Raw genomic sequence first — 24,600 nt, 5'->3', positions numbered from 1 at the left:
TCTGTTTTTTGTGCTTATATGTTAAGTTCTTTTGCTGGGTCCCAAAAAATATTTTTGAAGTCTTGCACACAGTCATTTTCCACTTGTATGCCTTCTTGGCGCAAGAGCTCTGCCATGCGGTCGGGACTGCCAAAATGGCGCTTGCCGGTGAGCATGCCGTGGCAGTTTACTACTCGGTGAGCGGGTACTTCTGGCAGCGCAACGGCATGATTCAATGCCCAACCTACCATGCGGGCGCCCGAGCGCAAACCTAAATAATGGGCAATAGCACCGTAGGTGCTTACCCTGCCTGCCGGTATGCATTTGACTACTTCATATACATCGTTGAAAAAGGACTGTTTCTTTGCTTTGTGCATAAACAGGCGATAGGTTAAAATTCTGTACGTCCCAGCAAGCTGCGTGTAAGGGTCAGTTCGTCGGTAAATTCCAGTTCGCTGCCTATGGGTACCCCGCGTGCCAGTGCGGTTACTTTCACCTGCTGCTCTTTTAGCCGCTTGGTCAGGTAGAAAGCGGTGGTGTCGCCTTCCATAGTGGAGCTCAGCGCCAGTATTACTTCTGTTACTTCGCCTTGGCGTACGCGTTGCAGCAAGCTTTCGATGTGTATGTCTTGTGGTCCTACGCCGTCGATAGGAGAAATCAAGCCGCCAAGTACATGGTATAGCCCGTGGTAGTGTCCAGTGCGTTCTATGGCAGCAATGTCTTTGAAATGTTCAACTACACAAATGATGTCGCGCCGGCGGCGTGTGTCTTTGCAAAAGTAGCATAGGGCTTCGTCGGCTATGTTGTGGCACTCGCGGCAATATTGAATATTGTCGCGCAGCTGTATCAAGGCTTCTGCCAGTTGATGGCTTTGTTTGGGGTCTTGTTTGAGCAAATGCAGGACGATGCGTAGTGCCGATTTCTTCCCGATTCCGGGCAGTTTGGCTATTTCTTCCACGGCTCGTTCTATGAGCTTCGATGAATAATGCATAAGTCAGGGCTTTGTTATACAAAAATACAAAAGCTTGGTTGAACGCAGCGCTCAGCCAAGCTTTGGGTAAGTATGGTTTACAAGTGCAAAGAAAACTAAATGACTTCGGCTTGAATGCCACGGTCGCAGATGGCTTGCCGCATGGGCACCAGCTCATCCCAGCTGCCTTTTTTCACCGAGCACTTACCTTTGAAGTGGATAATCCAAGTGCACTGTTCGGCTTGCTCGGGTGTGTGCTTGCATACTTCGATGAGCGTCTGAATCACGTGGTCAAAGGTATTCACATCGTCATTGAAAACGACCAAGTCGTGCACCTCTTCTTCCACAATAATTGTATCGAAATCCTCAAATACGGCGGGTGTTTCTTTGGTTAAGTTGCTCATAATCAATGAGATTTTGTTTCTTCAAATGTAAAAAAAGGAAGCCATATGTGCAAGCCCTTTTTTAAGAAATACAAAAGTGCACATTTTTGTTAGTTTAGCTTCTGGAAAAACAAGTTTTCTTTTATGGCAGCACATTGGATACTCTTGGTTTTGTTGTTGTATTTCGGTGTTTTGATGCTTATTGGCTATGTGACGGGCAAACAAGCCGACAGCTATGATTTTTTTGTGGCAAGGCGGCAGTCGCCTTGGTATGTAGTGGCTTTTGGTATGATTGGCGCCTCTTTGTCGGGTGTTACCTTCATATCGGTGCCCGGCTGGGTTGGCACTGCTGCTTTTAGTTATTTTCAAATGGTATTGGGCTACTTGGCAGGCTATGCGGTTATTGCTTTTGTGTTGTTGCCCCTGTATTATCGTCTCAATTTGATTTCTATTTACACCTATCTGAAAGAACGCATTGGGAAGCACGCCTATAAAACAGGCGCTGCTTTTTTTCTGCTGTCGCGTACGGTGGGGGCTGCTTTCCGCCTCTATTTGGTTGCGATGGTCTTGCATGTGGGTATTTTCCAGCACTGGGGGGCTTCGTTTGGCTTGACTACCTTCATCAGTTTATTGTTGATTTGGCTATACACAGCACGCGGGGGCATCAAAACCATTGTATGGACCGATACGCTGCAAACTATTTTCATGTTGTTGGCGGTAGTTTTCACCATTTGGTTTATCAAAGATGACTTGGGGTGGAGCTGGAGCCAAATGAGCGAACATCTGGCGCAAGACCCGCGCAGTCAGGTATTTTTCTGGGATGACTGGAAGGATAAAAAATTTTTTTGGAAGCAGTTCATATCGGGTGCTTTCATTGCCATCGTGATGACGGGGCTGGACCAAGACATGATGCAGAAAAACCTGAGTTGCCGCACTCTGAGAGATGCCCAGAAAAATATGATTACTTTCAGCTGGATTTTAGTGCCGGTCAACTGGCTTTTTCTCACGCTGGGCTTGTTGCTTTATGCTTATGCCGAAGGGCATGGCATTGGGTTACCAGCGAAAAGCGACATGCTCTATCCTACACTTGCTTTTAACCACTTCCCGTGGATAGCGGGGCTCTTTTTTTTCGTAGGTATTATTGCGGCTGCTTATTCCAGTGCCGATTCAGCGTTGACCGCCCTTACTACTTCTTTTTGCATAGACATACTCGGCTTTGAGCAAATCAAGGATAAAAAGAAGCAGGAGCGTTTGCGCCGCTGGGTACACGTGGGCATTACCTTCCTGCTTTGGTTGGTGATTATGATTTTTCATCGCCTGAATGATGAGAGTGTCATCAATGCTATTTTTACGGCAGCCGGCTACACCTATGGACCTTTGCTGGGCATGTATGCTTTTGGTTTGTTGACGCAGCGCCGTGCTATAGACCGCTGGGTGCCATGGGTTGCCTGCCTTGCCCCCTGCATTACTTGGGTGATTGCCCAAAACAGCGAACGCTGGTTCAACGGCTACCGCTTTGGCTATGAACTGCTGTTAATCAATGGTCTGCTTTGCTTTGTGGGCATGTGGGCAGCGAGTCGTCGAGCAGGCGTCTGATGATTTTGCCGGAGGGACTTTGCGGAATATACGCCTGATAGATGATGGTTTTGGGGGCTTTGTATTTGCCCAACTGATGGCGTAGCTGTTGTAGTAGCGCCTCTTCGGCAGCCAGTGGTAGGCTATCTGCCGGAAATACCAGCACTAATTTTTCGCCCAGCAAAGGGTCGGGTATGCCCGTTGCAAAAAAGGGAAAGTGTAGCTTCATACTTTCCAAGACAACGGCAGCGGCTTCTTCTACTTCTTCTATTTGTATCTTGATGCCTCCGCTGTTGATGACATTGTCGATGCGCCCCAGCCACTCGAAGTGGGTGGCATCGTGCAAGCGGACGCGGTCATTAGTAATGAGTGGTGGCAAATGTGGGGTGTGTACGACCAAGCAGCCTCGTGCGTCTTGCTCGAAATGAACTCCGGGCATAGCTTCATAAATCTTTTTGCCCAGAGGACGCAATGCCACATGCGAGGCGGTCTCAGTCATGCCGTAGGTTTGTACCATCGCCTTGCCAAAAGGCAACAGCTGTTGCTCTAAGCTTGCAGGAAGAGCTGCACCGCCAATCAGTACACCTTTGGCGTGTGTGAGCTGGGGCAACAGTTGGGGCGTTTCTTGCAGCATGCTTTGTAGTTGCATGGGCACGAAAGCATAAAAATCGAAACGCTGCATCCCGGTATTGGACAGAGGCAAGCGCGAGGGGACTTGAAGGTAGGCATTTAGTTGCCCTTCCATAGCACGCACCAGCATCATAGCCCCGCCCACAAAAGATATGTTCATACTGACCAGCAGCTTGTCGCCGGGTTTTAGCCCAAAATACAGCAGGGTGTTGCGAGCGCTCCATGCCATGAGTTGACGCGAGAGCTCCACAGGTTTGGGTTTTCCTGTAGAGCCAGAGGTGTGAAAAACAAAAGAAGGGGCGCCGTTAAGCCATCGGTGGCAAAAGTGGATGGCTTGTCGCTCATACTCGTTGAGCGAGGGCGGTAAGTCTTTCAATAGTTGGCAAGCTTCAAAAGAAAAGTAGTGCTCACCGATATTCAACCCTCCCTTTGGTGTCATGCTTTTTTAGTTAGGGTTTGCTGTGGCGTAAATATAAAACCTGCTGGCATTAAACACCTCGTCTTCGGCAAGGGGAATTTCCAATAGGCGAAATCCTATGACCTGCCCATTTACTTCAAGCACTTTCACTACGGTATATAACTGTTTGGGTGTAACCCCCAACCCTTCTAAATTGCGCAGGTCGTGCATGCGCACCGTGAAGGGAACAGGCGGAAGCTCAGCAAGCTTTTTCATAGTATTCAAAAGTTAAGGTTTGGGGCAATTCTTTCCCCTAAATAACAAAAGGGGGTGGCTTGCCGTCTTTCAATGCTTAGCCCTTGCATGTAAGATTGATTTTATGGAATCGTATGGAAAAATAGACTAAAAAGCCTGCCTTGAGCTTCTTTCAATGCCTTTGCCAATGAAGTGGTATGCCAAAAGGATGAAAGAAAGAAACCAAACGACGAACGACAAAGGGGAAAAATGTGATGAGAGATTTTACACCTGTAATTTTGGTTGCATTATTTCTCTGGCGAAAATACCCACCTGCTGCCGTCTTCGTGGCTGATGACCAATTGCGAGGGTGTGAGTGCCTCCACTCGGTAGCGGTAGGTTTTTTCATCCAGCTCTAAAAAGAGCGTACGTCCGTCGCCGCTCAGACGCCATCTACCGTCGCGCTCTATACCGCCTTGATTGCGGTAACGCAGCTTGCCCGAGCGTTTAAACTGGAGGACGGCGAATTCGTAGTGCTCAACGTGTTTGCTGCTCAACTCGCCTTCAAGCTGCAGTTCGGTATCCGATTTATCGAGGCTTTCTTTTTCTAGTAGTGAGGAGGGCGCTTGTGAAAAAGAAGGCTCGTAAATCCACCGTCGGGACAAGTACTTTTCTTGTACCTCACGGGATTGGCTATAAGCCCCTGCCCACGTAAATAGCAACAGGGCAGTAGCAAACAATGCACATAGTCTGATGTTCATGATTTTGCCTTTTTGGGGTGTGTTCACTATTTCAAAAGGCAAAAAACAGACCAGAGTTAAAATAAAGTACGGAAGACCTCATCGAGCTGTGCCACCCCGTGTATCTCTATGTTGAATTTTCGCAGGTCGAGCCCTTTGAGGTTATATTTGGATGTGATGATGCTTCGAAAGCCCAGCTTTTCGGCTTCGGCGATGCGTTGCTCTATTTTGGTGATGGCGCGCACCTCACCGCCCAAGCCTACTTCGCCGGCAAAGCAAAGGGTAGGCGGCAGTATGCTTTCTTCGTAAGAAGAGGCTATGGAGCAGCAAACAGCCAGGTCTATGGCGGGGTCTTCGACACGCAAGCCACCGGCGATGTTCAAAAATACGTCTTGGTCACCAAGCCTAAAGCCTGCGCGTTTCTCAAGTACTGCCAACAACATATTTAGGCGTTTGGCATCGAAACCGGTACTGCTGCGCTGAGGGGTGCCGTAGGTGGCATGACTCACCAATGACTGCACTTCTACTAACAGGGGGCGGTTGCCTTCTATGGTAGAACCTATGGCTACGCCGCTAAGTTCTTCTTCTCGCTGTGAAAGCAGTATTTCGGAAGGGTTGCTTACTTCACGCAGCCCGTCGGCACGCATCTCATAAATGCCCAGTTCGGAAGTAGAACCAAAGCGGTTTTTGATGGTGCGCAAAATGCGGTAGGTCATGTGGCGGTCGCCTTCAAATTGCAAGACCGTATCGACCATGTGCTCCAGAACCTTAGGACCTGCCAAGCTGCCCTCTTTGGTAATGTGCCCTACCAAAAACACCGGCGTATTAGTTTCTTTGGCAAATTTCATGACTTCGGCAGTACACTGCCGAACTTGCGATATGCTGCCTGCTGCCGAGTCAAGCATTGGCGAGTGCAGCGTTTGAATAGAGTCAATGATGACCAACTGGGGCTCGATGGCTTCTATTTGTTTGAAAATGTTTTGTGTAGAGGTTTCTGCCAGCACAAAGCAGTTGTTGCTGCGTACTGACAGGCGCTCTGCTCGCATTTTTATTTGTTGCTCACTCTCTTCGCCGGAAACATACAACACCCTGAGTTTAGAAAGCGAAAGCGCCAGCTGCAGCATAAGTGTGGATTTACCGATGCCGGGCTCACCACCGATAAGTATCAATGAGCCGGGCACAATGCCCCCACCCAGTACACGCCTTAACTCGCGGTCGGCAATTTCGATACGATACTGGGCTTCGTAGCTGATATCTTGTATTTTGCGTGCTTTGTTGGCTATTTGTTTGCTACTACTTTGGCGCCATTCATTTTTTTCTTGTTTGCCTGAGGTAATCTCTTCTACGAAGGTGTTCCATTCACCGCAGGAAGGACAGCGCCCCATCCATTTAGGTGAAGCATGCCCGCAGTTTTGACAGAAATATTGGGTTTTGGATTTGGTCACGTTTTTTGGCTGAAGTTTTAGTGAAAAACGAAAATACGCAAAATTACAGGCAAGCACTAAGCAGAGCCCTATAGCATAAGGTATAGGGCTAACAAAAGTGCGAACTTTTGTAGCGACCTTATTGGGTGCGATAGTATTTTTTCACGACCTCTTCCAGTTCTTGCGCCCGTTTTAAAGGAATTTGTAGGCGTTCGCGGCGGCGGTCCAGCACCTTACGGATATCTGCCGATATTTCGTCGTCTTGATAGGCATGCTGCAGCATTTCAAAATAAAATTTCTCTTCTTGAGTAAGGCTTTGAATGAAGCTGCGGACTTCTTCTTTGTCTTCTGATGTCTTTGAAGAAGTGGCTGATTTTTTATCCTCATTGCTTGCTTCATCGTTCGAGGGCTTGGAAGGAGCTTCTTCTTTGTCTTCGGCTTTTTGTTTGCTTTTCTTTTCGGCAAGCACATCTTCTGCCTCTGGGCGTTCTCGTCGGATGAGGGGAGGTTGTATGGGCTCTTCTACCCTTTCCTCTGGGGTGGGCATAGAAGACGCAAAGGCGATGTCGCCATTTTCTTTTGGTATGAGTGGTTCAATGCGCGTATCCTTAGGCGAAACAGGTGGCGGGCTCGTTTCTGTTTTTTTGATGAAAGCAGCCACATCTGGACTTTGAGGGTGCTCTTGCCGCAGCAATTGCACGTCGATGGTAGGGATTTCTTCCATTTTGATGTCGCCGGTGAGGCTGTCAAGCGGGCTGAAGTGCACCCGCACACGATACTGCAAAGCCGGGCGATAGATTTCGACCTTCGGGACTGCGGCTTTGTTGCTGCGCTTTCCTTGCTTTTGTTTGCTACTTTGCCCTTGTATTTGAGTGAGGGTCTGCAAATCCTTGTCTATCCAATCCAGCTCTTCGTTGCTGAGTGTGGGCAGTTGCTCTATGCTGCATATCAATTCTGCGGAAAAAATAGCGCCCTGCATGCGTTGTTTTACCATACGTTGCCATTCTGCTTCGTAGGGGTACCACACTACATCCGAAGGGATATGGGGGCGTTGTGTAGGGTTCAGCTCGTACACGTAGTCGGCGGGACGTGGTTCTGCGGCGGGGTCGCTGTGAAGCGTTTCGGTGAATATTTCTATTTTCCCGGCACCTAAGTGCTGTAAAATACGAACCAATTCATTGACTTTGTCTTCGAGCAGCGCTCCGTAGGCATAGCTAAAGGGATAGGCTACGTGTCGTCGGTAAGGGTGTAGCAGGTAGAGCTCTCCTTTTTGTGGCGCTCTATGTAGAAAACGAAATACTCCCCTTCGTTCTTCTATGAGCGGCAAGATAATCTCAGGCTCTTCTAAGGGCAGGTCTTCGGTAATGAAGACTGCTTTTTTGCCGCTCAACTGCATAGGACTGTTCACAAAGCGCTCATATAACTCATCTCTTCTTTCGCGCATCTCGAAGCGTAGCTCTGGTTCTTCTGCCAAGTGGTAGGCTTCATTATACAGCCACATGTTTTCATAGAGGGCTTCGGGATGCAAGCCGGCTTGCAAGCGTATGATTTGCATGTATAGTTCTTTGACACGCCTGCTCCAGTGGCTTGCTTGAGTAGCTTCGCCATAAGCCTCTTTAAAGGTTTCAAGCGTGATTTTCAAGAGCTTTTGGGCTTCGTGGCGTTTGTTCATTTGCAAATAAACCGATGCTTTTTTGAAGTAGATGAAGGGGTTAACCTCCGGATGTAAGCCCTTCAGCTCATCACATACTTGCAGAATGGCTTCCAGTGTTTCGATGGGCATCGGTTTGGCAGAAGTGCTTTTTTCCATAGTCAAAGGGATTTCGTTTTCTGCATTGATAGAGGGGGGGGTTTTGTAAGTATGAAGCAGGTGCAGACTTTCATGAGCTTGTGCTTGTGTGGCATAATCAAAGGCGCTGAGTCCTTCCTGGTCGGTGAGGGTAGGGTCAGCCCCGTATGCCAGTAGTAGGGCAACCAGGTCGGTAGCATCGGCTTGCATGCATGCCAGCATGAGGGCGGTACGCCCCAAGGAGTCATGCGTGTTGGCAGAAATACCTTCTTTCAGTAAAGCCTCGGCTTCGCTTACTTGTCCATTGAGGCAATAATCCAAGAAAAGTTGTTGCCGGGTGCTTAAAGCCGTCATAATAGAAACAAGCCATCGTTTTTTTTAAATTTAAAAAAACGATGGCATTTGCAAAAAAGTAATAAGCGAAAAATGTAAATAACTCTTGGCAGCCTATCGGCGAATGCTGAAGCCGTCGTAGCTGGGGATTTCTTTCAGCGGTTCTACCTCTATGCGTTCTACTTTTGCCAAAGGTGGTCCTTCTTGACACCATTCAATGAATGCCTTCATGGCATTTTCTTCGCCTTCTGCTTCTATGTACACGGTACCGTCGGCTTCGTTGCGCACAAAGCCCTTGATGTCCAGCTCTTGGGCTTTGCGTTGGGTGTAGGCACGAAACCATACCCCTTGCACGCGTCCATATACACGGATTTTGCAGGCTTTGTTCATAACGCTTTATTCTTTTCCAGCGCTCATGTTTTTATAATGAATGTTGGGCGTTTGAAAAACAATACGTCCTTTTACTTTTTTCCCATTTTGATAAAGTGTGTCGCGTAGAGAGTAGGCAGTGCCTTCAAAGGCAGCCTGCAGGCGTCCCTTGCCCAGCTCTTGCACGTGTATTTTACCTTCCTGTAAGATTAAGTTATCGAGGAAAGAGTAATGCTCGGTGCCGTGAAAGATGAACACTAAAGAACTTTGAGGGTTTAGTGTGTCCATAAAGCCTTCCTTGCGCAGCTGAAAGACGGTGTCGGTGAGGTAGCGGCTGCTGTCTTTTACAAAAAGGTTGGCAATGATGCGATGATAAGGCTTCAGGGAATCCACGATAATGGCTGTGATGAGAGGAAACTTGCCATTGTAGGGATATTGGAAACGGCTTTGTGAATGCAAGAGGCTGTCTTTGTAAGTGCTATCACCTAACACCACTTCATAATAACCGCTTTGCTGTTCGGGAATAGGCGGCATTTCTCCAGCACTTTTGGGATTACTCTCTTTGCATTGCCACAACAAAGCACTGATGGCAAAGGCGGTCAATAGGGGGCTTAACTTTCGCATGCTTGGAATCATACTTTTTTCATCTTTTGGAGTTTTCATTATTCTACCCAATCGGCAATAAACAAATTGGTATCGCGAGTACCTTGATTGTTTCGGTTCGAGCTGAAGATAAGGCGCTTCCCATCGGGCGAAAACATGGGAAAGGCATCAAATACACCGTCATAGGTGATTTGCTCAAGTCCGCTGCCGTCTAAGTTTATCATATACAGATTGAAGCGGAAGCCCTTATCATAGGCATGGTTGGAGCTGAAAATAATCTTTTTGCCCGAAGGGTGAAAGAAAGGCGCCCAATTGGCTTTGCCTAAATGAGTTAACTGGCGCAGGTTGCTTCCGTCGGCATCACAAACGAATATTTCCATTTGGGTGGGTTGCACCAAGCCGCGGCTGAGCAATTCCTTGTATTCCCGTATTTCTTCTTCGGTTTTGGGACGTGAAGCCCGGAATACAATTTTGCTGCCATCGGGCGAGAAGAAGGCGCCGCCGTCATATCCCAGCTCGTGGGTGATTTGCTTGGGGTTGCTTCCGTCGATGTCCATCACCCACAGTTCCAAGTCGCCAGACCGCATGGAGGTAAATACGATTTTGTCGCCGCGCGGCGAAACGGTCGCTTCGGCATCATAGCCGGGGGTATCAGTGAGTTTCTTCACTATATTGCCTTGCAGGTCGGCAACGTAAATATCATAGCTGTCATACACAGTCCATACATATTTACCTTTGAGGCGTGGCGGAGGAGGCGGGCAGCTGCTGTCAGCCTCAAAGGTCGAGGCAAATACGATGAGGCTGTCGCCGGGAAGGAAATAAGAGCAAGTGGTGCGTCCTAAGTTGTTGCTGATGCGTCGTGGGACTTGTTTTTTCATATTACCTGCTTTCAGGTCGAAATAAAAAATCTGGTCGCAACGCACGCCCCAAGCCGCATAATCCGATTGGAAAACAATTTTTTGACCGTCGAAGCTAAAATAAGCCTCGGCATTGTTGCCGCCAAAAGTGAGTTGGCGCAGGTTACGCAGGTGTTTTTCTTGTGGATAACGCAGGCTGTCCTCAGCAGAAGCCTCGCTTCTTTCTTGTGTTGAATGTGTGCTTGTTGTGCCGGTGTTATTGCAAGCAGCCAAGCACAAAAACAGCACGCAAGCGAGGAGATAGTTTTTCATGATTCTTTTTCCTTAAAAGGGAAAGGGGCAACTTTTGATGATGCCCCTAAATTCAAAAATGATAGAAAAGAACTATGGACTCTCACTTAGCCTACTAAGCCCAAAATCAGAAATACCAAGCCCACAATCAACAAGATGATACCGATGATGCCAACTACGGGAAATAGTGCCAAAATCAAGCCTACTGCCATCAAGATGATGCCGATGAGCACATAGTTGTTCATATAGGCTTTTTTAGCCTCTTCAGCTTTTTTATTGACTTTCTTTTCTAACTTTTTCTGAATGCGCTCGAACTGCTTTTGCTGCTTTTCGGTCAATTGTACCGATGTGGGAGCTTCCATGTTGGTGCTTTGCTTTTGAATAGTCTGCGGGGCAGCGTGCGCATCTGCCATGGGAGCAGGAGCAACCTCTTCTATCAAAGCACTGTTCAGTGGCGAAGGTTCTTCGTAAGTTTGTGCTTTCTGCTGGGCATAGCTGTTTGCAACAAAAAGGAGGGCAAACAAAAAGACGAGGGTCAATGTGTTCTTCATATGGGTGCTTTTTTAAAGGTGGACGATGCTCTCCAAAAATAGTTTTTTCTCTTAAAAAAGCAAAAGAAAACGATGCCTTTTCCTGCGATACGCAAACACCTGCTATAGGTTGCCTTTTGACAAAAAAAGAGCGAAAACAATTGTTTTCGCTCACAAAGGCTTGGATATATCGATTTTATTTGCGCTTTGTGCGCGCAAACTGAGTAACGTCGAGGAAGGCGCCATCGTTGCTACCCATGACGATGGGTAGCTCGCCATTCCACTTCTCAAGAAAGCGGAGCGTAAGCACTTTGTCATCGATAGACTGCTGCAGCAAGCGTTGGGCTTCGGCTTGTGCACGGGCGCGTTCTATTTCTTGTTGGGCTTGCATCTTGACACGTTCCAGGCGGTTTTTCTCTGCCAGGGCTTCTTGTTCAGCAATTTGTTTCTGTTCAATAGCGTGTGTGAACTCGGGTGAAAAAGCAAAGTCGATGATAGAAAAGTCAGTAACAATGATATGGTTTTTACCTAAACGCTCGCGCACGTAGTCAAAGGCTACCTGTTTGATTTCCGGACGCTTGGTAATGAGTTCTTCGGCGGTGTAGTGAGAAGTAGCCGATTTCATGGACTCTTGGATGGTGGGGTCGATGATAGTGCTCAAATAACCCAGTCCAAGCTCTCGGTAGATTTTTGATGCCGCTTCTTTATCTATGTAAAAATTCACTGCTACGCGCGCAGTGATTGGTTGCAAGTCTCTGGACGAGGCTGTAGCATTTACTTCATACTTCTGCACTCTTGCATCCATAATAATCACATCAGTGGTAAAGGGGTTGATAAGGTGAAGCCCCTCTTGAAGAACCTCGCTTTCTACGGCACCTAATTTTTTGACTACCCCTACGGTGCCCGATTCAATTTGTACAAAGGTGTTGGTAACAAGTACCAACAGAATGATGCCCACGATGACAACACCAATAATGCTAATGACGGATTTGGGTTTCATACCATTTTCTTTTTTAGAAATGAAAAAGCTTTGTTCTTTTGTAAGTGTTCATGTTTTTAAGTTAGCAATATTTATGAGAACATACACGCGTGCCCAATTGGCTTTGCGCAACGGGCAAGATAAACCTGAGATATGGGTTGCTTACCGTGGCGTGATTTACGACGTGTCGGCTTCACGCCTGTGGCGCCAGGGTAAGCACTATGAGCATTGGGCGGGGCAAGACCTGACTGCAGAGCTGGATGGCGATGCCCCCCATACTGCCCGCGTGTTTGAAAAGTTTCCTGTGGTAGGTAAACTCGAACAACCATGAATAAAGAAGATGCCAAGAAAAGAATAGCGGAGCTTGTTGAGCGCCTCAATTACTACAACAAGCGCTATTATGTGGACAATGTGTCGGAAATATCCGACTATGAGTTTGACCGTTTGATGGATGAGCTTCGCCACTTGGAAGAGGCTTTTCCCGATTTGGTATTCCCCGATTCGCCTACGCAGCGCGTGGGGTCTGACCTTACGAAAGAATTTCCTACCGTGCGCCACCGCTATCCTATGCTTTCACTCGACAACACCTATTCGGAAGGCGAGCTGCGAGAGTTTGAGCAGCGCATTCGTCGTTTTTTGGGGCTTGCTGCTACAGAACCTATAGAATACGTGTGCGAATTAAAGATAGACGGCGTGTCCATCAGTTTGATTTATGACAGCAAAGGCTATTTGCAGCGCGGCGTGACCCGGGGTAACGGGGTGGAAGGAGAAGACGTAACCCCCAATATCAAAACCATTGCTTCCATTCCGCTACGTATCGAAAGCCGAGAGCCTTTGCCTGCCTATGTGGAAATACGCGGAGAAGTGGTGTTGACCAAAGCGCAATTTCAAAAGCTGAATGAACAGCGGGCAATGGATGGAGAACCGCTCTTTGCCAATCCGCGTAACACAGCCGCCGGTACACTGAAATTGCAGGACCCGCAAGAGGTAGCTCGGCGGCGTTTGAGTTGCTATACCTATTTTTTGCTTACAGAGCCTGCAATCGTGAAAAGCCATTGGGAGGCACTCGAACAGCTTGCTATCTGGCAGTTGCCCGTATCGCCCCATGCACGTCTGTGCCGCAACATAGATGAAGTATTGAGCTATGTGCAAGAGTGGGAGCACAAACGCCATGAGTTGCCTTTCGAAACTGATGGTATTGTGGTGAAGGTGAACAGATACGACTGGCAGGAGCAACTGGGCACTACCGCCAAAAGTCCACGTTGGGCAATAGCCTATAAATATAAGCCCGAGGAAGCCATTACTACATTGGAAGATGTGGTGTTTCAGGTAGGGCGCACCGGTGCCGTCACGCCTGTGGCTGTCCTGAAGCCCGTGCAGCTGTCGGGTACCACAGTTCAGCGGGCTTCTTTGCACAATGAAGACTACATCAAGAAGCTGGATTTGCACTATGGCGATTGGGTGAGGGTAGAAAAAAGCGGTGAAATCATTCCTCAAATTACAGCTGTTGAAAAACATCGACGCCCTGCCGATGCCCGTCCTGTACTTTTCCCTACACACTGCCCCGAGTGTGGTAGCCCTCTGAAGCGGGAGCCACAAGAAGCCGCTTACTTCTGCCCGAATGCGTGGGAATGCCCGCCACAGATTAAAGGGCGCATCGAACATTTTGCCTACCGGCGTGCTATGAATATAGAAGGCTTGGGGGAGCGCATCATAGCGCTGCTTTATGACAGGGGCTTGGTGCGCAATATCGCCGACTTGTATGATTTGAAGGCAGAAGATATCTTACAGCTGGAAGGCTTTAAGGAGCGCTCTACACAAAATTTGCTTAGCGCCATAGAGAAATCGAAACAAGTGCCTTATCCTCGTGTGCTCTATGCTTTGGGCATCCGACACGTGGGCGAAACAGTAGCCAAGGTACTGGCAAAGCATTTTCCCTCTATTGATGCGCTGCGCAAGGCAAGCAAAGAGGAGCTTATGCAGGTGCCAGAAATAGGTGAAGTCATTGCCGATAGCATCCGTGCTTTCTTTCAAGACCCCGCCAATGTGGCATTGATTGAGCGCTTGCGTCGTGTGGGTCTTCAGCTTGAGATGCCGCAGGAGCAGCACATTCAAAAGAATGTATTGAATGGGGCTGTTTTTGTGGTATCGGGCACCTTCAGTCGCTTTTCACGTGAGGAAATCAAAGATTTTATTGAACAACATGGGGGCGTAGTCAAGTCTTCGGTGTCTTCCAAAACCGACTTTTTGGTAGTAGGAGAAGCCCCCGGCGCCTCGAAGCTGGAAAAAGCAGAAAAATTAGGAGTGAAAATCATTACCGAAAAGGAACTGGTAAACATGTGCCGGCAGTGAAGGAATGATTGAGTTCATGGGAGCGCAAAAGTAGCAGCGGGGAGCTTGCCAAGACGCTGTTGCTTTTGCGCTTTTTGCATGCTTGAGCTATACTGCATCGTGCGAAAAAACTTTCTGCTGATGTAATGTGGGTACTTTAAAGGTGCTTTCTTTTCTTCAAATTTTGATTTCTTGCTGTATTTTAATTAGCATCCTGTGATGTGTATAAGCTATATGTGGAAAAATACGAAAAAGATAACTACGAGCCGGCAGATGTGCGATAAAAAAGACAAAAATGAAGTAATAAAGTGTTAATAAAACTTTAACATGGAGCTGCTTTTACAATGATAACTTTGCGCCAAACAAAATGGAGTTTTTGCTATGAAAAACTGGTACTTGTCAATTTTGCTATTCCTTTTAGGGGGTATGCTTACAGCTGCCGCTCAAGGTGTAACTACCGCCTCGATGAACGGGCAGGTAGTGGATGAGAACAAACAGCCCTTGCCCGGTGTAGTGGTGTTGGTGATTCACCAGCCTACTGGCACGGAGTACGGTGCCCTAACCAATGAAAATGGTATTTTCAACATCCGCAACATGAATGTGGGCGGTCCCTACAAAGTAGAAATCTCTTTTGTAGGTTACAAAACCTTTACGCTGGAAAATATTTATCTGCAATTAGGACAAACCTTTCGCATCGATGCCCGTCTGCAAACTGAAGAGTATGAGCTGTCTGCTATTGAGGTAACCGCCAAAAAAGATGACCTCTTCGATGGCAACCGCACCGGTGCCAAAACCGTGGTAGATGAAACCGTCATCAACTATGTGGCACCTACAGCCTCGCGTAATCTGGTGGACTATCTGCGCTTTACCCCTTAGGCTTCTGTGTTGGAAACCGGCGATGGTCCTGCTATCTCGTTTGCTGGTCAAAACAACCGTTTCAACTCTATTTTTATCGATGGTGCCGTAAACAACGACGTCTTTGGCTTGGCGGGTAGTGGTACCAACGGTGGGCAAACCGGCATCCAGCCCATCAGCCCAGACGCTATTGACCAGTTGAGTATATCGCTTTCGCCCTATGATGTAACCATTGGGGGCTTTACCGGTGGTGGTGTCAATGCCGTAACCCGTAGCGGTACCAACAACGTAGAAGGTTCGGCTTATTACTTCTTCCGCAACCAAGAACTTGCTGGCTTGACTCCTACCGACGACCCCAATGCCAAGCGCACCAAACTGAGCGACTTTACTTCTCAGACCTATGGTTTCCGTGTGGGGGGACCTATAGTGAAAAATAAACTTTTCTTCTTCATCAATGGAGAAATTCAGCGGGACCGTACCCCGCAGCCTTTCGACCAAAACTATCAAGGAAATTCTACCCAGCAAGACTTGGACAACCTGCGTCAATACCTCATCACAAAGTATGGTTATGACCCGGGCGACTATCGCAACAATACCAGCGAGCAGAACGGTAACAAGTTGTTCGTGAAGTTGAACTGGAACATCAGCAAAAAGCATCGGTTGTTGTTGCGTCATAGCTACTCTTATGCCGAAAAGTTGCAGCCTAACCGCAGTACTTCCCAAGTAATCAACTTCTTCAACTCTGCCGTGTTCTTCCCCAGCACTACCAACTCTACTGCACTGGAGTGGTCATTCAACGATAACCGCATAGCCAACAAAATGATTTTGGGCTATACAGCTGTGCGCGACAACCGCGGTTATGTCGGTAATCCGTTTCCATTTGTAAGCATTATCGATGGCAATGGCACAATTAACTTCGGTTCGGAGCAGTTCTCTATTGGCAACGAGCTGAATCAAGACGTCCTTACCCTAACCAATAACTTCTCTATTTACAAGGGGCGTCATACCATTACTTTGGGAACACACAACGAGTATTACAATATTTACAACTTGTTTGTTCGTCAGAACTTCGGTGTATATACCTATAATAGCCTGCAAGACTTCTTGAACGATGCGGGTCCTTCGTTTTATACCCGTACCTACGTGCTGAAGCCAAGCATTGATGCTGCCCAAGGCGATGCTGCCAAAGATGCAGCTGCCAAGTTTCGTGTGTTGCAAACTGGATGGTATGCCCAAGACGAGTTCCAAGTAAACAACCGCCTGAAAATCACTGGTGGTTTGCGCATCGACATTCCATTCTTCTTGGACAAGCCCGAAGCCAACGAGAACTTCAACCAAACTACATTGCCTTTGCTGGAAGCCGAATGGGGCGACCTGAAAGGAGCCAAGAGCGGCAACATGCCTTCGGGTGTGCTGATGTTCTCGCCCAAAGTAGGCTTTAATTACGACGTGAAAGGCAATCAAACCTTACAAATCCGTGGTGGGGCAGGTATCTTCACCGGTCGCATTCCTTTCGTATGGCCCGGTGGTGCTTACACCAACAACGGCGTTTATCTGGCAACCATCAATGTTTCGAATCCTACTTTGGCATCGAACGGTCAGCCCTTACCTTTCAATCCTAACCCCAAAAACTACGTAGGTAGTGATATCGCGGGTGCAGGCTCTGCACCCAGCCAGATAGACTTGTTTACCAATAACTTTAAGTTCCCGCAAGTGTTCCGCACCAGCTTGGCGGTGGATTACAAGCTGCCTATGGGATGGGTGGCTACCTTAGAGGGTATTTATACCAAGAATATCAATTACGTGTATTACCGCAACCTGAATCTTAAGAAGCCTACCAAGTTCTTGAATACACCCTATGGCGACAACCGTCCTATTTACAACGGTCAGAGAGTGGACCCTGCTTATGACCGTGTGATTTGGGCAGACAATACCAATGAAGGCTATACTTACAACCTGACTGCCTCGCTAAGCCGTCCTTTCTCTAACAACTGGACTGCTGGTGTTTCCTACACCTTTGGGCGTGCTAAGTCGCTGCATGACGCCACCTCTTCGCAAAACTCGTCGAACTGGCGTTTTGTAGAATCGACCGATAGGAACAACCTCAAGCTTGGCTTCTCTGATTTTGACCTGGGTTCGCGTATCAATGCCTACGTAGGTTATCGCTTCGAGTACAGCAAGTATGCCTCTACTATGATTTCGCTCTTCTACAACGGGCAATCGGGTAGTCGATTCTCTTATACTTACAACGGAGCGATTGGTGGCAATGACCTTTCGGGTACTATAGAACGTAGTCAGTATCATTTGATTTACGTGCCGCGCGATGCCAGCGAAATCAATTTGGTTAACTACACAGATAGTAATGGAAATACCATCACACCTGCTCAGCAGTGGGAAGCGCTCAATAAGTTTATTGAAGATGACCCCTACTTGCGCAAGTATCGTGGGCAAATAGCACCGCGCAATGCTGGTCGCACACCCTTTACCCACATCGTGGACTTGAAATTGATGCAAGAGTTTAAGCTGAAAATGAACAACGGCAAAGAAAACCGTCTGCAAATTACTTTCGATGTATTCAACTTCACCAATCTGCTGAACAAAGATTGGGGTAGAAGATACTTCATCTCACGCTACCGCATCATCAACTTTGTGGGCTATGAACCTGATGGCGTAACACCTCGATTCACCTTCGATGTGAATACTAAGAAAGTAAAAGACTTTGCTACCATCGACGACAGTGGCATCTATAGCTCGCGTTGGCAAGCACAGCTGGGTATTCGCTATATCTTCCAATAAAAGCGAAGTAAGCTGTTTTACACAGATGGTAAAGAAAAAAGCCTACCCCAAAGGGGTAGGTTTTTTCGGTAACAATTAAACAACATAAACAAACAGAAACTACGGCTATTTTATTGATTATCAACTTCTATGCCACAAATGCCCGTGGAGCTCTCTTGGCTCTTCGGGCTTTTTCATTTATATTGTTCAAACAAAAAACAAAGTGTAAATAAACAAAGTTCTGAAAATGAAGAAATTAGCTCTTTTGTTGTACGCCTTTTTTTGGGTAGGCTCTTCGGCAATATATGCGCAGGAACGCCAAAAGGTAAGCGTCGAAGATGTGTGGCGCTATTACCGCTTCTATCCCAAATCTATCGGAAGCATCAACTGGATGAAAGATGGTAAGTACTACACGGCGTTGGTTGATGGCAAAATTTTGCAATACGACATCACCACAGGGAAAGTAGTCAAAACACTTGCCGGTGATACCCCCTTGGTGCCTGAAGGCGAAAACCGCCCCATTACCATTGAAGACTACGAGCTGAATGCCTCGGAAGACAAAATATTGATTAAAACCGATATAGAGTCTATTTATCGTCGCTCTTACAAGGCAGAGTATTTCATCTATGACTTGAAAGACGGCTCTTTGAAGCGTCTGTCGAAGAACGGCAAGCAGTCGTATGCTACCATTTCGCCCGATGGAAAGAAGGTGGCTTTTGTGCGCGACAACAACCTCTTTCTTGTAGAATTGAGCAGCATGAAAGAAGAAGCCATCACGACCGACGGGCGCTTCAATCACATCATCAACGGGGCAAGCGATTGGGTGTATGAAGAAGAATTTTCTTTTGCTAAGGCATTTTACTGGGCACCCGACAGCAAAAAAATTGCCTTCTACCGTTTCGACGAAAGCGAAGTGCCTGAGTACAACATGCAAATGTGGGGCGATTTGTATCCAAAAGATTACCGTTTTAAGTATCCGAAAGCAGGCGAAAAAAACTCGGTGGTTTCTATTCGTGTTTACCACCTCGACACCAAAGAAACCCAGACCATAGACCTGGGCAATGAGACCGATATGTATGTGCCTCGGGTGATGTGGACCAAACACCCCGATATCTTATCGATTCGCAAGATGAACCGCCTGCAGAACCGTCTCGACTTGATTCATGCCAACGTGGCTACGGGCAAACAAGAAGTGGTGCTTACCGAAACAGCCGATACTTATGTGGACATTGAATTCAACGACAACTTAATCTATTTAGACAATGGCAAAGAGTTTTTATACAGCAGCGAACGTTCTGGCTACAAGCACCTCTATTTGTACGATATGAGTGGGAAGCTCAAAAAGCAACTCACTGACGGGGATTGGGAAGTAGATGAAGTAGCAGGTATAGATGAAAAAAACTACAAGATATACTTTACGGCTACTAAGGTATCGTCTATTGAGCGGCATCTGTTTGTGGTGGATTGGAAAAAAGGGAAATTGGAGCAAATGACCCGAGCTGCTGGGGTGCACCGTATTGACATGAGCCCCGATTGCCGCTACTATATCGACAACTACAGCAGTGCTCAGACGCCGCCCCGTTATAGCTTGCATGAAGGTAGCACCGCTAAGGAAATTGCTGTCTTGGAAGACAACGCAGCCCTTGCCAAAACATTGAGTCGCTATGCCATCAGCCCCAAAGAGTTTTTTACTATCAAAAACAGCAAGGGCATCGCTTTGAATGCTTGGCTTATCAAGCCTCTCAACTTTGATGAAAACAAAAAGTACCCCGTACTGATGTTTGTGTATGGTGGTCCGGGCTCGCAACAGGTCATGAACCAATGGGACAGTTTCAACTTTTTCTGGTATCAGCATTTGGCTGCCGAAGGCTACATGGTCGTGTGTGTAGATAACCGCGGCACTGGCGGGCGTGGTCGTGATTTTAAGCATGCCACCTACAAACAGTTGGGTAAATTAGAGGTAGCAGACCAAATCGATGCGGCAAAGTATTTGGCAAGCCTGCCCTATGTCGATGCCAACCGTATTGGCATTTGGGGGTGGAGCTATGGCGGTTACATGTCTTCTCTCTGCATTCTCTTGGGCAATGACGTATTCAAAACGGCGATAGCAGTAGCGCCCGTTACTTCTTGGCGTTATTACGACACCATCTACACAGAGCGCTATTTGCAGCGCCCGCAAGATAACCCACAAGGCTATGACGATTACTCACCTCTGACCCACGCAGCACGTTTGAAAGGCAATTATTTGTTGATTCACGGCACCGGCGATGACAACGTACATGTCCAAAATGCCTTGATGATGGTAGATAAGCTTATCGAAGCCAATAAACAGTTCGAAGTATTCTTTTACCCGAACCGTAACCATGGCATTTATGGGGGAAATACCCGTTTGCACCTTTATGAGCTGATGACGGATTTTATCAAAAGGAAACTATAAAAAGCAAAACATTGCGCATATGTAAAAAAGCGCCTCTGTTGTGTTATTGCTAAAACAGGGGCGCTTTCCTTTTGCCCTGCATTCATTGGGATGTTTACAATGCAGAGCGGTCTTTTAAAGTCATGGCAGCTAAATAAGCCGCAAAAATCAAAGTATTGCGAGTGCTTGGCAAAGCTTTTATGCTACCTTCAGATTAGCCAATTTAGACTTTTCAAACTTCTCTTTAGCATATGCCAAATCCACGATTAACTCTTTGACCGGCGAAGAGGGCAGCTCAAACATGGCATCAGTAATGATGGCTTCGCATATAGAACGCAGCCCACGGGCACCTAAATTCAAACTAATAGCCATGTCAGCTATATAGTCAATGACATCATCGGTAAAGGTCAACTGTATGCCTTCCATCTCGAACAGCTTTTGATACTGCTTGATAAGCGCATTTTTAGGCTCTTTCAAGATGCGCACCAAAGCTTCTTTGTCGAGCGGGTCTAAGTGGGCAATCACCGGCAGGCGTCCAATCAGTTCAGGAATCAAGCCAAAAGTTTTGAGGTCTTGTGCCGACACATAGCGCAACAAAGACTGACGGTCGTCTACCAAATCTTGCTTTTGAGGATGGAAGCCTATAGGGTTGGTATTCAAACGGCTGGCAATGATTTTTTCGATGCCGTCGAAAGCACCGCCGCAGATGAACAAGATATTTTCGGTATTGACCGGAATCATTTTTTGCTCGGGGTGTTTGCGTCCGCCTTGTGGGGGTACGTTCACAATAGACCCTTCTAAAAGCTTTAGTAGTGCCTGCTGCACACCTTCGCCGCTTACGTCGCGTGTAATAGATGGGTTATCGCCTTTGCGGGCTATCTTGTCGATTTCGTCTATATACACAATGCCGCGCTCGGCAGCTTCCACGTCATAGTCTGCGGCTTGAAGTAGGCGCGTCAGAATGCTTTCCACATCTTCGCCCACATAACCGGCTTCGGTCAATACGGTGGCATCGGCAATGCAGAAAGGTACATCCAGCAGGCGGGCAAGGGTACGTGCCAGATAGGTTTTTCCCGTACCGGTTTGCCCCACCAATATGATGTTTGATTTTTCGATGACTACATCATCATGACGGGGGGGCTGCATGATACGCTTGTAGTGGTTATATACTGCTACGGAAAGCACTTTTTTGGCTTCATCTTGCCCAATGACGTATTGGTCAAGGTGTTTTTTTATCTCGATGGGCTTGATAAGATTGATTTTCGGTCGCTTTTTGTTTTGAAGGTGCTTGAGCTCTTCTTGTACAATCTGATAGGCTTGAGTGGCGCACTGCTCGCAAATATGTGCTTTGATGCCACTAATCAGTATTGCCCCATCTTTTTTGCTTCTTCCACAAAAAGAGCAGCTCAAGTTGTGATGATTAGACATATTTCTTTGCCGGTTTATTGAATGAAAGTAATGAAAATAACACAAGTAGCCACTGCAGAAAAGTGGCTACTTGATGATGGTGCAAAGTTACAAAAATAGGTGTAAATGCGAAGGAAAAGTGCTGTTTATTAGCTACTTAGTTAGCTTCGTTTGCCCAGCACTTCATCGATGATGCCGTATTCTACAGCCTGTTCGGCTTTCATCCAGAAATCACGGTCAGAGTCTTGTTCTATTTGTTCGATGCTTTTGCCGGTGTGTTCTGCCAAAATACGGTGCAGCTCTTCTTTCAACTCAAGGATGTGGCGGGCAGTGATTTCTATATCTGAGGCTTGCCCGCCGGCACCGCCCATAGGTTGATGAATCATAATGCGGGCATGTTGCAAAGCAGCTCTTTTGCCGCGAGTACCACCGGCAAGCAGCACTGCCCCCATAGATGCTGCCAAGCCGGTGCATATGGTGGCTACATCGGGTTTTACGAGCTGCATGGTATCATAGATGCCCAAGCCGGCATACACCGAGCCACCAGGGCTGTTGATATAAAGCAGAATGTCTTTTTTAGAATCGACCGATTCCAAGAACAGCAACTGGGCAATGACTACGTTTGACACGTAGTCGTCGATAGGAACCCCTAAAAAGATGATACGGTCCATCATCAGGCGCGAGAAAACGTCCATAGCTACGGCGTTCATGCGGCGCTCTTCGATGATATTGGGCGTTAGGTTGGTAACAGTCTCTACATATTTGTCAAAGGCAAGGCTACTGATGCCTTGGTGTTTTACGGCAAAGTCGCGGAATTCTTTGCTGAACTTTTCGTTACTCGACATAGGTATGTTGTTTTTAATTGTAATTGTAATTCTTGTTATCGGGTAATGCTTTTGACTTGGCAACCAATATAACCAATTTCGGCGGCAATAGCGTTCATTTTAGCTGAAATGTTTGCCCAATCACCACTGTATGCGGCTGCCTTTGGGATATTTTACTTTGAAATGCAGGCGTTTTTTGACTTCCTGCCCCGGTGCCAGTTTGAGCTGCCAGCGCACGATGCCTGTTTGCGGATTGAGTTGTCCCCCGCTCAGCTCTATGGCTTCTACGCTAATACGGTTTTGCTTCGATACCGGAATTTGGTCTTCTATGCTCAGTGCAATGTTTTCTTTTCGGTTGTTGCGTATGCTGATTTCATAAGCACGTTCTTCTTCTATGTCGTTTTTGAGGAAGCGTTTGGTGGTGAAATCTCTAACTTCTTTGTGAAGGCAGACAATACGGGCATCGCGTCCTAAGGAAAAAACGAGCGTGTCGCCAGTAAGTGCCGGGTCAAGAGAGGTGGTACCTACGTAATTGCCGGCAAAATATACGTTTGCTGTGCCGGGAAGGAGGTTCAGTTTTGCCCAGTCATATATTCTTGCCATCAGGAAGGCTTCGGGGGCTGCTTTGGGCACTGCTGCATAGGTATAGTCGGCACTTACCTCATGTTTTTGTATATCGACCCATTGTTCTTTGCCATCACCCGAAAGACTCACAGGAATGCCTATTTCGAAGCGCACTTGCAATCCGCTTTCGTTCACCTCCGTAAAGTCGGCAGCTGTGGTGGGCTCGACTTCTGCCATGAGGGGTAGGGCAGCTTCTTCGACTGCGTTGTCAGGCTCCGCATAGGTTCGTCTGCTTTTTTTGACTTCGTCATGTTTTTGATAAGCATAGGTGTTGATGAAATCAATAAACCAGGGATTAAGTTCGGGTTTGGTGCCGCTCACCGAAGGGTTGCCTGTAGAAAGGTGCAAGGTGATGTTATCCCAATCGATACCGGTACGCTGCATTACCATAGCTTTGTAGCTCACTTCCACAGGGGTATCTGTATCGGCAACACGCAGCTCATACTGCGGGTACCAAGAGGCGTCGTGTGCCAAATAGCGCAGCTTAAGCTGCAGGGTAGCAGGCGACTGGCAGCGTACGACGGCTTTCACTTCACCCGAGGGCTTGGGGTGTGCTTGGGCTTCCAACTGCTGTTGTAGCTTTTGGTATTCTTCCCGGGCGGCTTTTAGTTCCTGTTCAGTGTCAATCAGGCGGTTTTTGATTTCGAGCAGGCGACGCCCATAGAAGTCAGCCATCTGGCGCAGTTGCTCGGCGCTCAAACCATTTTGCGTGCCACTGATTTGTTTGTTTTTTAGTAGTAAATCCTGTTCTTCGGCAAGACTGGCTTTGCGTGCTTCCAAGCGGGCAACTTGCAGCTCTGCCTGTTCAAGACGCCGTCGCAAGGCTTCTATGCTCTCTTTTTGAATGGCGTTTTGCAGATAGTTGATTTCGTACTTCACACTCAAAAGCGTGGCACCGCCTTGCATTTGCAGTTGCACACTGTTTTGGAATATGTTGGTTGGCAATTGCCCAAAGACCAATACATGAGTGCCTGCCGGCAGCCGTACACTGGCTTCATGTATGAGTTCTGCATTTTTGAGATAAACAGTAGCCTGAACAAGTTTGTGTTTGACGTTGAGGGTGTCTTGGGCACGGACGGCTATGCTACTCAGCCCTAAGATAAAAAATACCAAAAGTGTGCGCATGAGTATCGAGGGGTGTTTGTTGAGTGAAACAAAGGACAAATATCAATCCAAAAGTTACAAAAAAACCGCTTGTTTTTTGTGCTAATCTGTTTAAAAAAAGCGTATTCGCAAACATTCTTTTTTTAGAATAGTTCTAAACTTGTAACTTTGCAAAAACAGA

22 protein-coding genes are annotated in these 24,600 nt (G+C 47.3%); 6 read left to right on the top strand and 16 right to left on the bottom strand.

Annotation, left to right across the window (positions count from 1 at the left end):
* Positions 1-14 precede the first annotated feature (14 nt).
* The 3 genes from FHS56_RS07790 to FHS56_RS07780 form a co-directional block, all read right to left on the bottom strand.
* Positions 15-356, bottom strand: a complete 342-nt coding sequence (locus FHS56_RS07790; RefSeq protein ID WP_166919413.1) for an MGMT family protein — start codon at positions 354-356, stop codon at positions 15-17.
* Positions 357-370: 14 nt separating this feature from the next.
* Positions 371-970, bottom strand: coding sequence for a recombination mediator RecR (recR, locus tag FHS56_RS07785; protein ID WP_166919411.1), 600 nt, complete (start codon positions 968-970; stop codon positions 371-373).
* A 95-nt stretch (positions 971-1,065) separates the two neighbouring features.
* Complete coding sequence (locus FHS56_RS07780; RefSeq protein WP_166919409.1) at positions 1,066-1,353, bottom strand: ATP-dependent Clp protease adaptor ClpS; 288 nt, start codon at positions 1,351-1,353, stop codon at positions 1,066-1,068.
* 123 nt (positions 1,354-1,476) lie between these two features.
* Here FHS56_RS07780 and FHS56_RS07775 point away from each other — a divergent pair, with 123 nt between their 5' ends.
* Complete coding sequence (locus FHS56_RS07775; RefSeq protein ID WP_166919407.1) at positions 1,477-2,928, top strand: sodium:solute symporter; 1,452 nt, start codon at positions 1,477-1,479, stop codon at positions 2,926-2,928.
* Here FHS56_RS07775 and FHS56_RS07770 read toward each other — a convergent pair.
* The 10 genes from FHS56_RS07770 to FHS56_RS07725 all read right to left on the bottom strand — a co-directional run bounded on the left by FHS56_RS07770 (position 2,870) and on the right by FHS56_RS07725 (position 12,104).
* A complete protein-coding gene (locus tag FHS56_RS07770; RefSeq protein ID WP_166919405.1) occupies positions 2,870-3,976 on the bottom strand; it encodes an AMP-binding protein in 1,107 nt (368 codons plus the stop codon). The two genes, FHS56_RS07775 and FHS56_RS07770, sit on opposite strands and share 59 nt — an antisense overlap.
* 6 nt (positions 3,977-3,982) lie before the next feature.
* A complete protein-coding gene (locus FHS56_RS07765) occupies positions 3,983-4,210 on the bottom strand; it encodes a hypothetical protein (RefSeq protein ID WP_166919403.1) in 228 nt (75 codons plus the stop codon).
* Positions 4,211-4,476: 266 nt separating this feature from the next.
* The gene (locus FHS56_RS07760) at positions 4,477-4,929 is read right to left on the bottom strand and encodes a hypothetical protein (RefSeq protein ID WP_166919401.1); all 453 of its coding nucleotides are present in this window, start codon (positions 4,927-4,929) and stop codon (positions 4,477-4,479) included.
* 56 nt (positions 4,930-4,985) lie between these two features.
* Positions 4,986-6,353 carry a DNA repair protein RadA gene (gene radA / locus FHS56_RS07755; protein ID WP_166919399.1) on the bottom strand — a complete coding sequence of 456 codons (1,368 nt, stop codon included), beginning with the start codon at positions 6,351-6,353 and terminating at the stop codon, positions 4,986-4,988.
* Between the two features lie 118 nt (positions 6,354-6,471).
* On the bottom strand, positions 6,472-8,475 hold the full coding sequence (locus FHS56_RS07750; RefSeq protein WP_166919397.1) for an ankyrin repeat domain-containing protein: 2,004 nt from the start codon (positions 8,473-8,475) through the stop codon (positions 6,472-6,474).
* Positions 8,476-8,568: 93 nt separating this feature from the next.
* Complete coding sequence (locus FHS56_RS07745; protein WP_166919395.1) at positions 8,569-8,844, bottom strand: acylphosphatase; 276 nt, start codon at positions 8,842-8,844, stop codon at positions 8,569-8,571.
* A 6-nt stretch (positions 8,845-8,850) separates the two neighbouring features.
* Positions 8,851-9,447 (bottom strand): hypothetical protein, encoded by a 597-nt coding sequence (locus FHS56_RS07740; protein ID WP_166919393.1) that lies wholly within the window; start codon positions 9,445-9,447, stop codon positions 8,851-8,853.
* A gap of 38 nt (positions 9,448-9,485) precedes the next feature.
* A complete protein-coding gene (locus FHS56_RS07735) occupies positions 9,486-10,595 on the bottom strand; it encodes a TolB family protein (protein WP_166919391.1) in 1,110 nt (369 codons plus the stop codon).
* Between the two features lie 86 nt (positions 10,596-10,681).
* Positions 10,682-11,125, bottom strand: a complete 444-nt coding sequence (locus FHS56_RS07730) for a hypothetical protein (RefSeq protein WP_166918883.1) — start codon at positions 11,123-11,125, stop codon at positions 10,682-10,684.
* Between the two features lie 175 nt (positions 11,126-11,300).
* Complete coding sequence (locus tag FHS56_RS07725; RefSeq protein WP_166919389.1) at positions 11,301-12,104, bottom strand: prohibitin family protein; 804 nt, start codon at positions 12,102-12,104, stop codon at positions 11,301-11,303.
* A gap of 73 nt (positions 12,105-12,177) precedes the next feature.
* On the opposite strand from FHS56_RS07725, the gene FHS56_RS07720 reads away from it, so the two are divergent.
* The 5 genes from FHS56_RS07720 (at position 12,178) to FHS56_RS07705 (ending at position 20,481) form a co-directional block, all read left to right on the top strand.
* Complete coding sequence (locus FHS56_RS07720) at positions 12,178-12,414, top strand: cytochrome b5 domain-containing protein (RefSeq protein WP_166919387.1); 237 nt, start codon at positions 12,178-12,180, stop codon at positions 12,412-12,414.
* Positions 12,411-14,435, top strand: a complete 2,025-nt coding sequence (gene ligA / locus FHS56_RS07715) for an NAD-dependent DNA ligase LigA (RefSeq protein ID WP_166919385.1) — start codon at positions 12,411-12,413, stop codon at positions 14,433-14,435. Before FHS56_RS07720 ends, ligA begins: the two co-directional genes overlap by 4 nt.
* A gap of 360 nt (positions 14,436-14,795) precedes the next feature.
* A complete protein-coding gene (locus FHS56_RS11955; protein ID WP_243844186.1) occupies positions 14,796-15,290 on the top strand; it encodes a carboxypeptidase-like regulatory domain-containing protein in 495 nt (164 codons plus the stop codon).
* 6 nt (positions 15,291-15,296) lie between these two features.
* On the top strand, positions 15,297-18,065 hold the full coding sequence (locus FHS56_RS07710; protein ID WP_243844185.1) for a TonB-dependent receptor plug domain-containing protein: 2,769 nt from the start codon (positions 15,297-15,299) through the stop codon (positions 18,063-18,065).
* Between the two features lie 226 nt (positions 18,066-18,291).
* A complete protein-coding gene (locus FHS56_RS07705) occupies positions 18,292-20,481 on the top strand; it encodes a S9 family peptidase (protein ID WP_166919383.1) in 2,190 nt (729 codons plus the stop codon).
* A 177-nt stretch (positions 20,482-20,658) separates the two neighbouring features.
* Here FHS56_RS07705 and clpX read toward each other — a convergent pair whose 3' ends face one another.
* The 3 genes from clpX to FHS56_RS07690 all read right to left on the bottom strand — a co-directional run bounded on the left by clpX (position 20,659) and on the right by FHS56_RS07690 (position 24,440).
* The gene (clpX, locus tag FHS56_RS07700; RefSeq protein ID WP_166919381.1) at positions 20,659-21,888 is read right to left on the bottom strand and encodes an ATP-dependent Clp protease ATP-binding subunit ClpX; all 1,230 of its coding nucleotides are present in this window, start codon (positions 21,886-21,888) and stop codon (positions 20,659-20,661) included.
* A gap of 140 nt (positions 21,889-22,028) precedes the next feature.
* Positions 22,029-22,712 (bottom strand): ClpP family protease, encoded by a 684-nt coding sequence (locus tag FHS56_RS07695; protein WP_166919379.1) that lies wholly within the window; start codon positions 22,710-22,712, stop codon positions 22,029-22,031.
* Between the two features lie 120 nt (positions 22,713-22,832).
* Positions 22,833-24,440 (bottom strand): DUF4139 domain-containing protein, encoded by a 1,608-nt coding sequence (locus FHS56_RS07690; protein ID WP_166919377.1) that lies wholly within the window; start codon positions 24,438-24,440, stop codon positions 22,833-22,835.
* Between the last annotated feature and the right edge of the window lie 160 nt (positions 24,441-24,600).

It is taken from the genome of Thermonema lapsum (assembly GCF_011761635.1).
In the GTDB taxonomy this organism is placed as follows: domain Bacteria; phylum Bacteroidota; class Bacteroidia; order Cytophagales; family Thermonemataceae; genus Thermonema; species Thermonema lapsum.
The sequence above is the reverse complement of the archived record's forward strand: the minus strand, read 5'-3'. Positions and strand labels throughout refer to the sequence as shown.

Bases quoted from the DNA above. Each gene is read 5' to 3' on its own strand.
- FHS56_RS07740 (WP_166919393.1), bottom strand. From the start codon at position 9,447: ATGCGAAAGTTAAGCCCCCTATTGACCGCCTTTGCCATCAGTGCTTTG.
- FHS56_RS07765 (WP_166919403.1), bottom strand. From the start codon at position 4,210: ATGAAAAAGCTTGCTGAGCTTCCGCCTGTTCCCTTCACGGTGCGCATG.
- FHS56_RS07690 (WP_166919377.1), bottom strand. From the start codon at position 24,440: ATGCGCACACTTTTGGTATTTTTTATCTTAGGGCTGAGTAGCATAGCC.
- FHS56_RS07750 (WP_166919397.1), bottom strand. From the start codon at position 8,475: ATGACGGCTTTAAGCACCCGGCAACAACTTTTCTTGGATTATTGCCTC.
- ligA (WP_166919385.1), top strand. From the start codon at position 12,411: ATGAATAAAGAAGATGCCAAGAAAAGAATAGCGGAGCTTGTTGAGCGC.
- FHS56_RS07770 (WP_166919405.1), bottom strand. From the start codon at position 3,976: ATGACACCAAAGGGAGGGTTGAATATCGGTGAGCACTACTTTTCTTTT.
- FHS56_RS07705 (WP_166919383.1), top strand. From the start codon at position 18,292: ATGAAGAAATTAGCTCTTTTGTTGTACGCCTTTTTTTGGGTAGGCTCT.
- recR (WP_166919411.1), bottom strand. From the start codon at position 970: ATGCATTATTCATCGAAGCTCATAGAACGAGCCGTGGAAGAAATAGCC.
- FHS56_RS07790 (WP_166919413.1), bottom strand. From the start codon at position 356: ATGCACAAAGCAAAGAAACAGTCCTTTTTCAACGATGTATATGAAGTA.
- FHS56_RS07745 (WP_166919395.1), bottom strand. From the start codon at position 8,844: ATGAACAAAGCCTGCAAAATCCGTGTATATGGACGCGTGCAAGGGGTA.
- FHS56_RS07780 (WP_166919409.1), bottom strand. From the start codon at position 1,353: ATGAGCAACTTAACCAAAGAAACACCCGCCGTATTTGAGGATTTCGAT.
- FHS56_RS07725 (WP_166919389.1), bottom strand. From the start codon at position 12,104: ATGAAACCCAAATCCGTCATTAGCATTATTGGTGTTGTCATCGTGGGC.
- FHS56_RS07735 (WP_166919391.1), bottom strand. From the start codon at position 10,595: ATGAAAAACTATCTCCTCGCTTGCGTGCTGTTTTTGTGCTTGGCTGCT.
- clpX (WP_166919381.1), bottom strand. From the start codon at position 21,888: ATGTCTAATCATCACAACTTGAGCTGCTCTTTTTGTGGAAGAAGCAAA.
- FHS56_RS11955 (WP_243844186.1), top strand. From the start codon at position 14,796: ATGAAAAACTGGTACTTGTCAATTTTGCTATTCCTTTTAGGGGGTATG.
- FHS56_RS07775 (WP_166919407.1), top strand. From the start codon at position 1,477: ATGGCAGCACATTGGATACTCTTGGTTTTGTTGTTGTATTTCGGTGTT.
- FHS56_RS07720 (WP_166919387.1), top strand. From the start codon at position 12,178: ATGAGAACATACACGCGTGCCCAATTGGCTTTGCGCAACGGGCAAGAT.
- FHS56_RS07730 (WP_166918883.1), bottom strand. From the start codon at position 11,125: ATGAAGAACACATTGACCCTCGTCTTTTTGTTTGCCCTCCTTTTTGTT.
- FHS56_RS07695 (WP_166919379.1), bottom strand. From the start codon at position 22,712: ATGTCGAGTAACGAAAAGTTCAGCAAAGAATTCCGCGACTTTGCCGTA.
- FHS56_RS07760 (WP_166919401.1), bottom strand. From the start codon at position 4,929: ATGAACATCAGACTATGTGCATTGTTTGCTACTGCCCTGTTGCTATTT.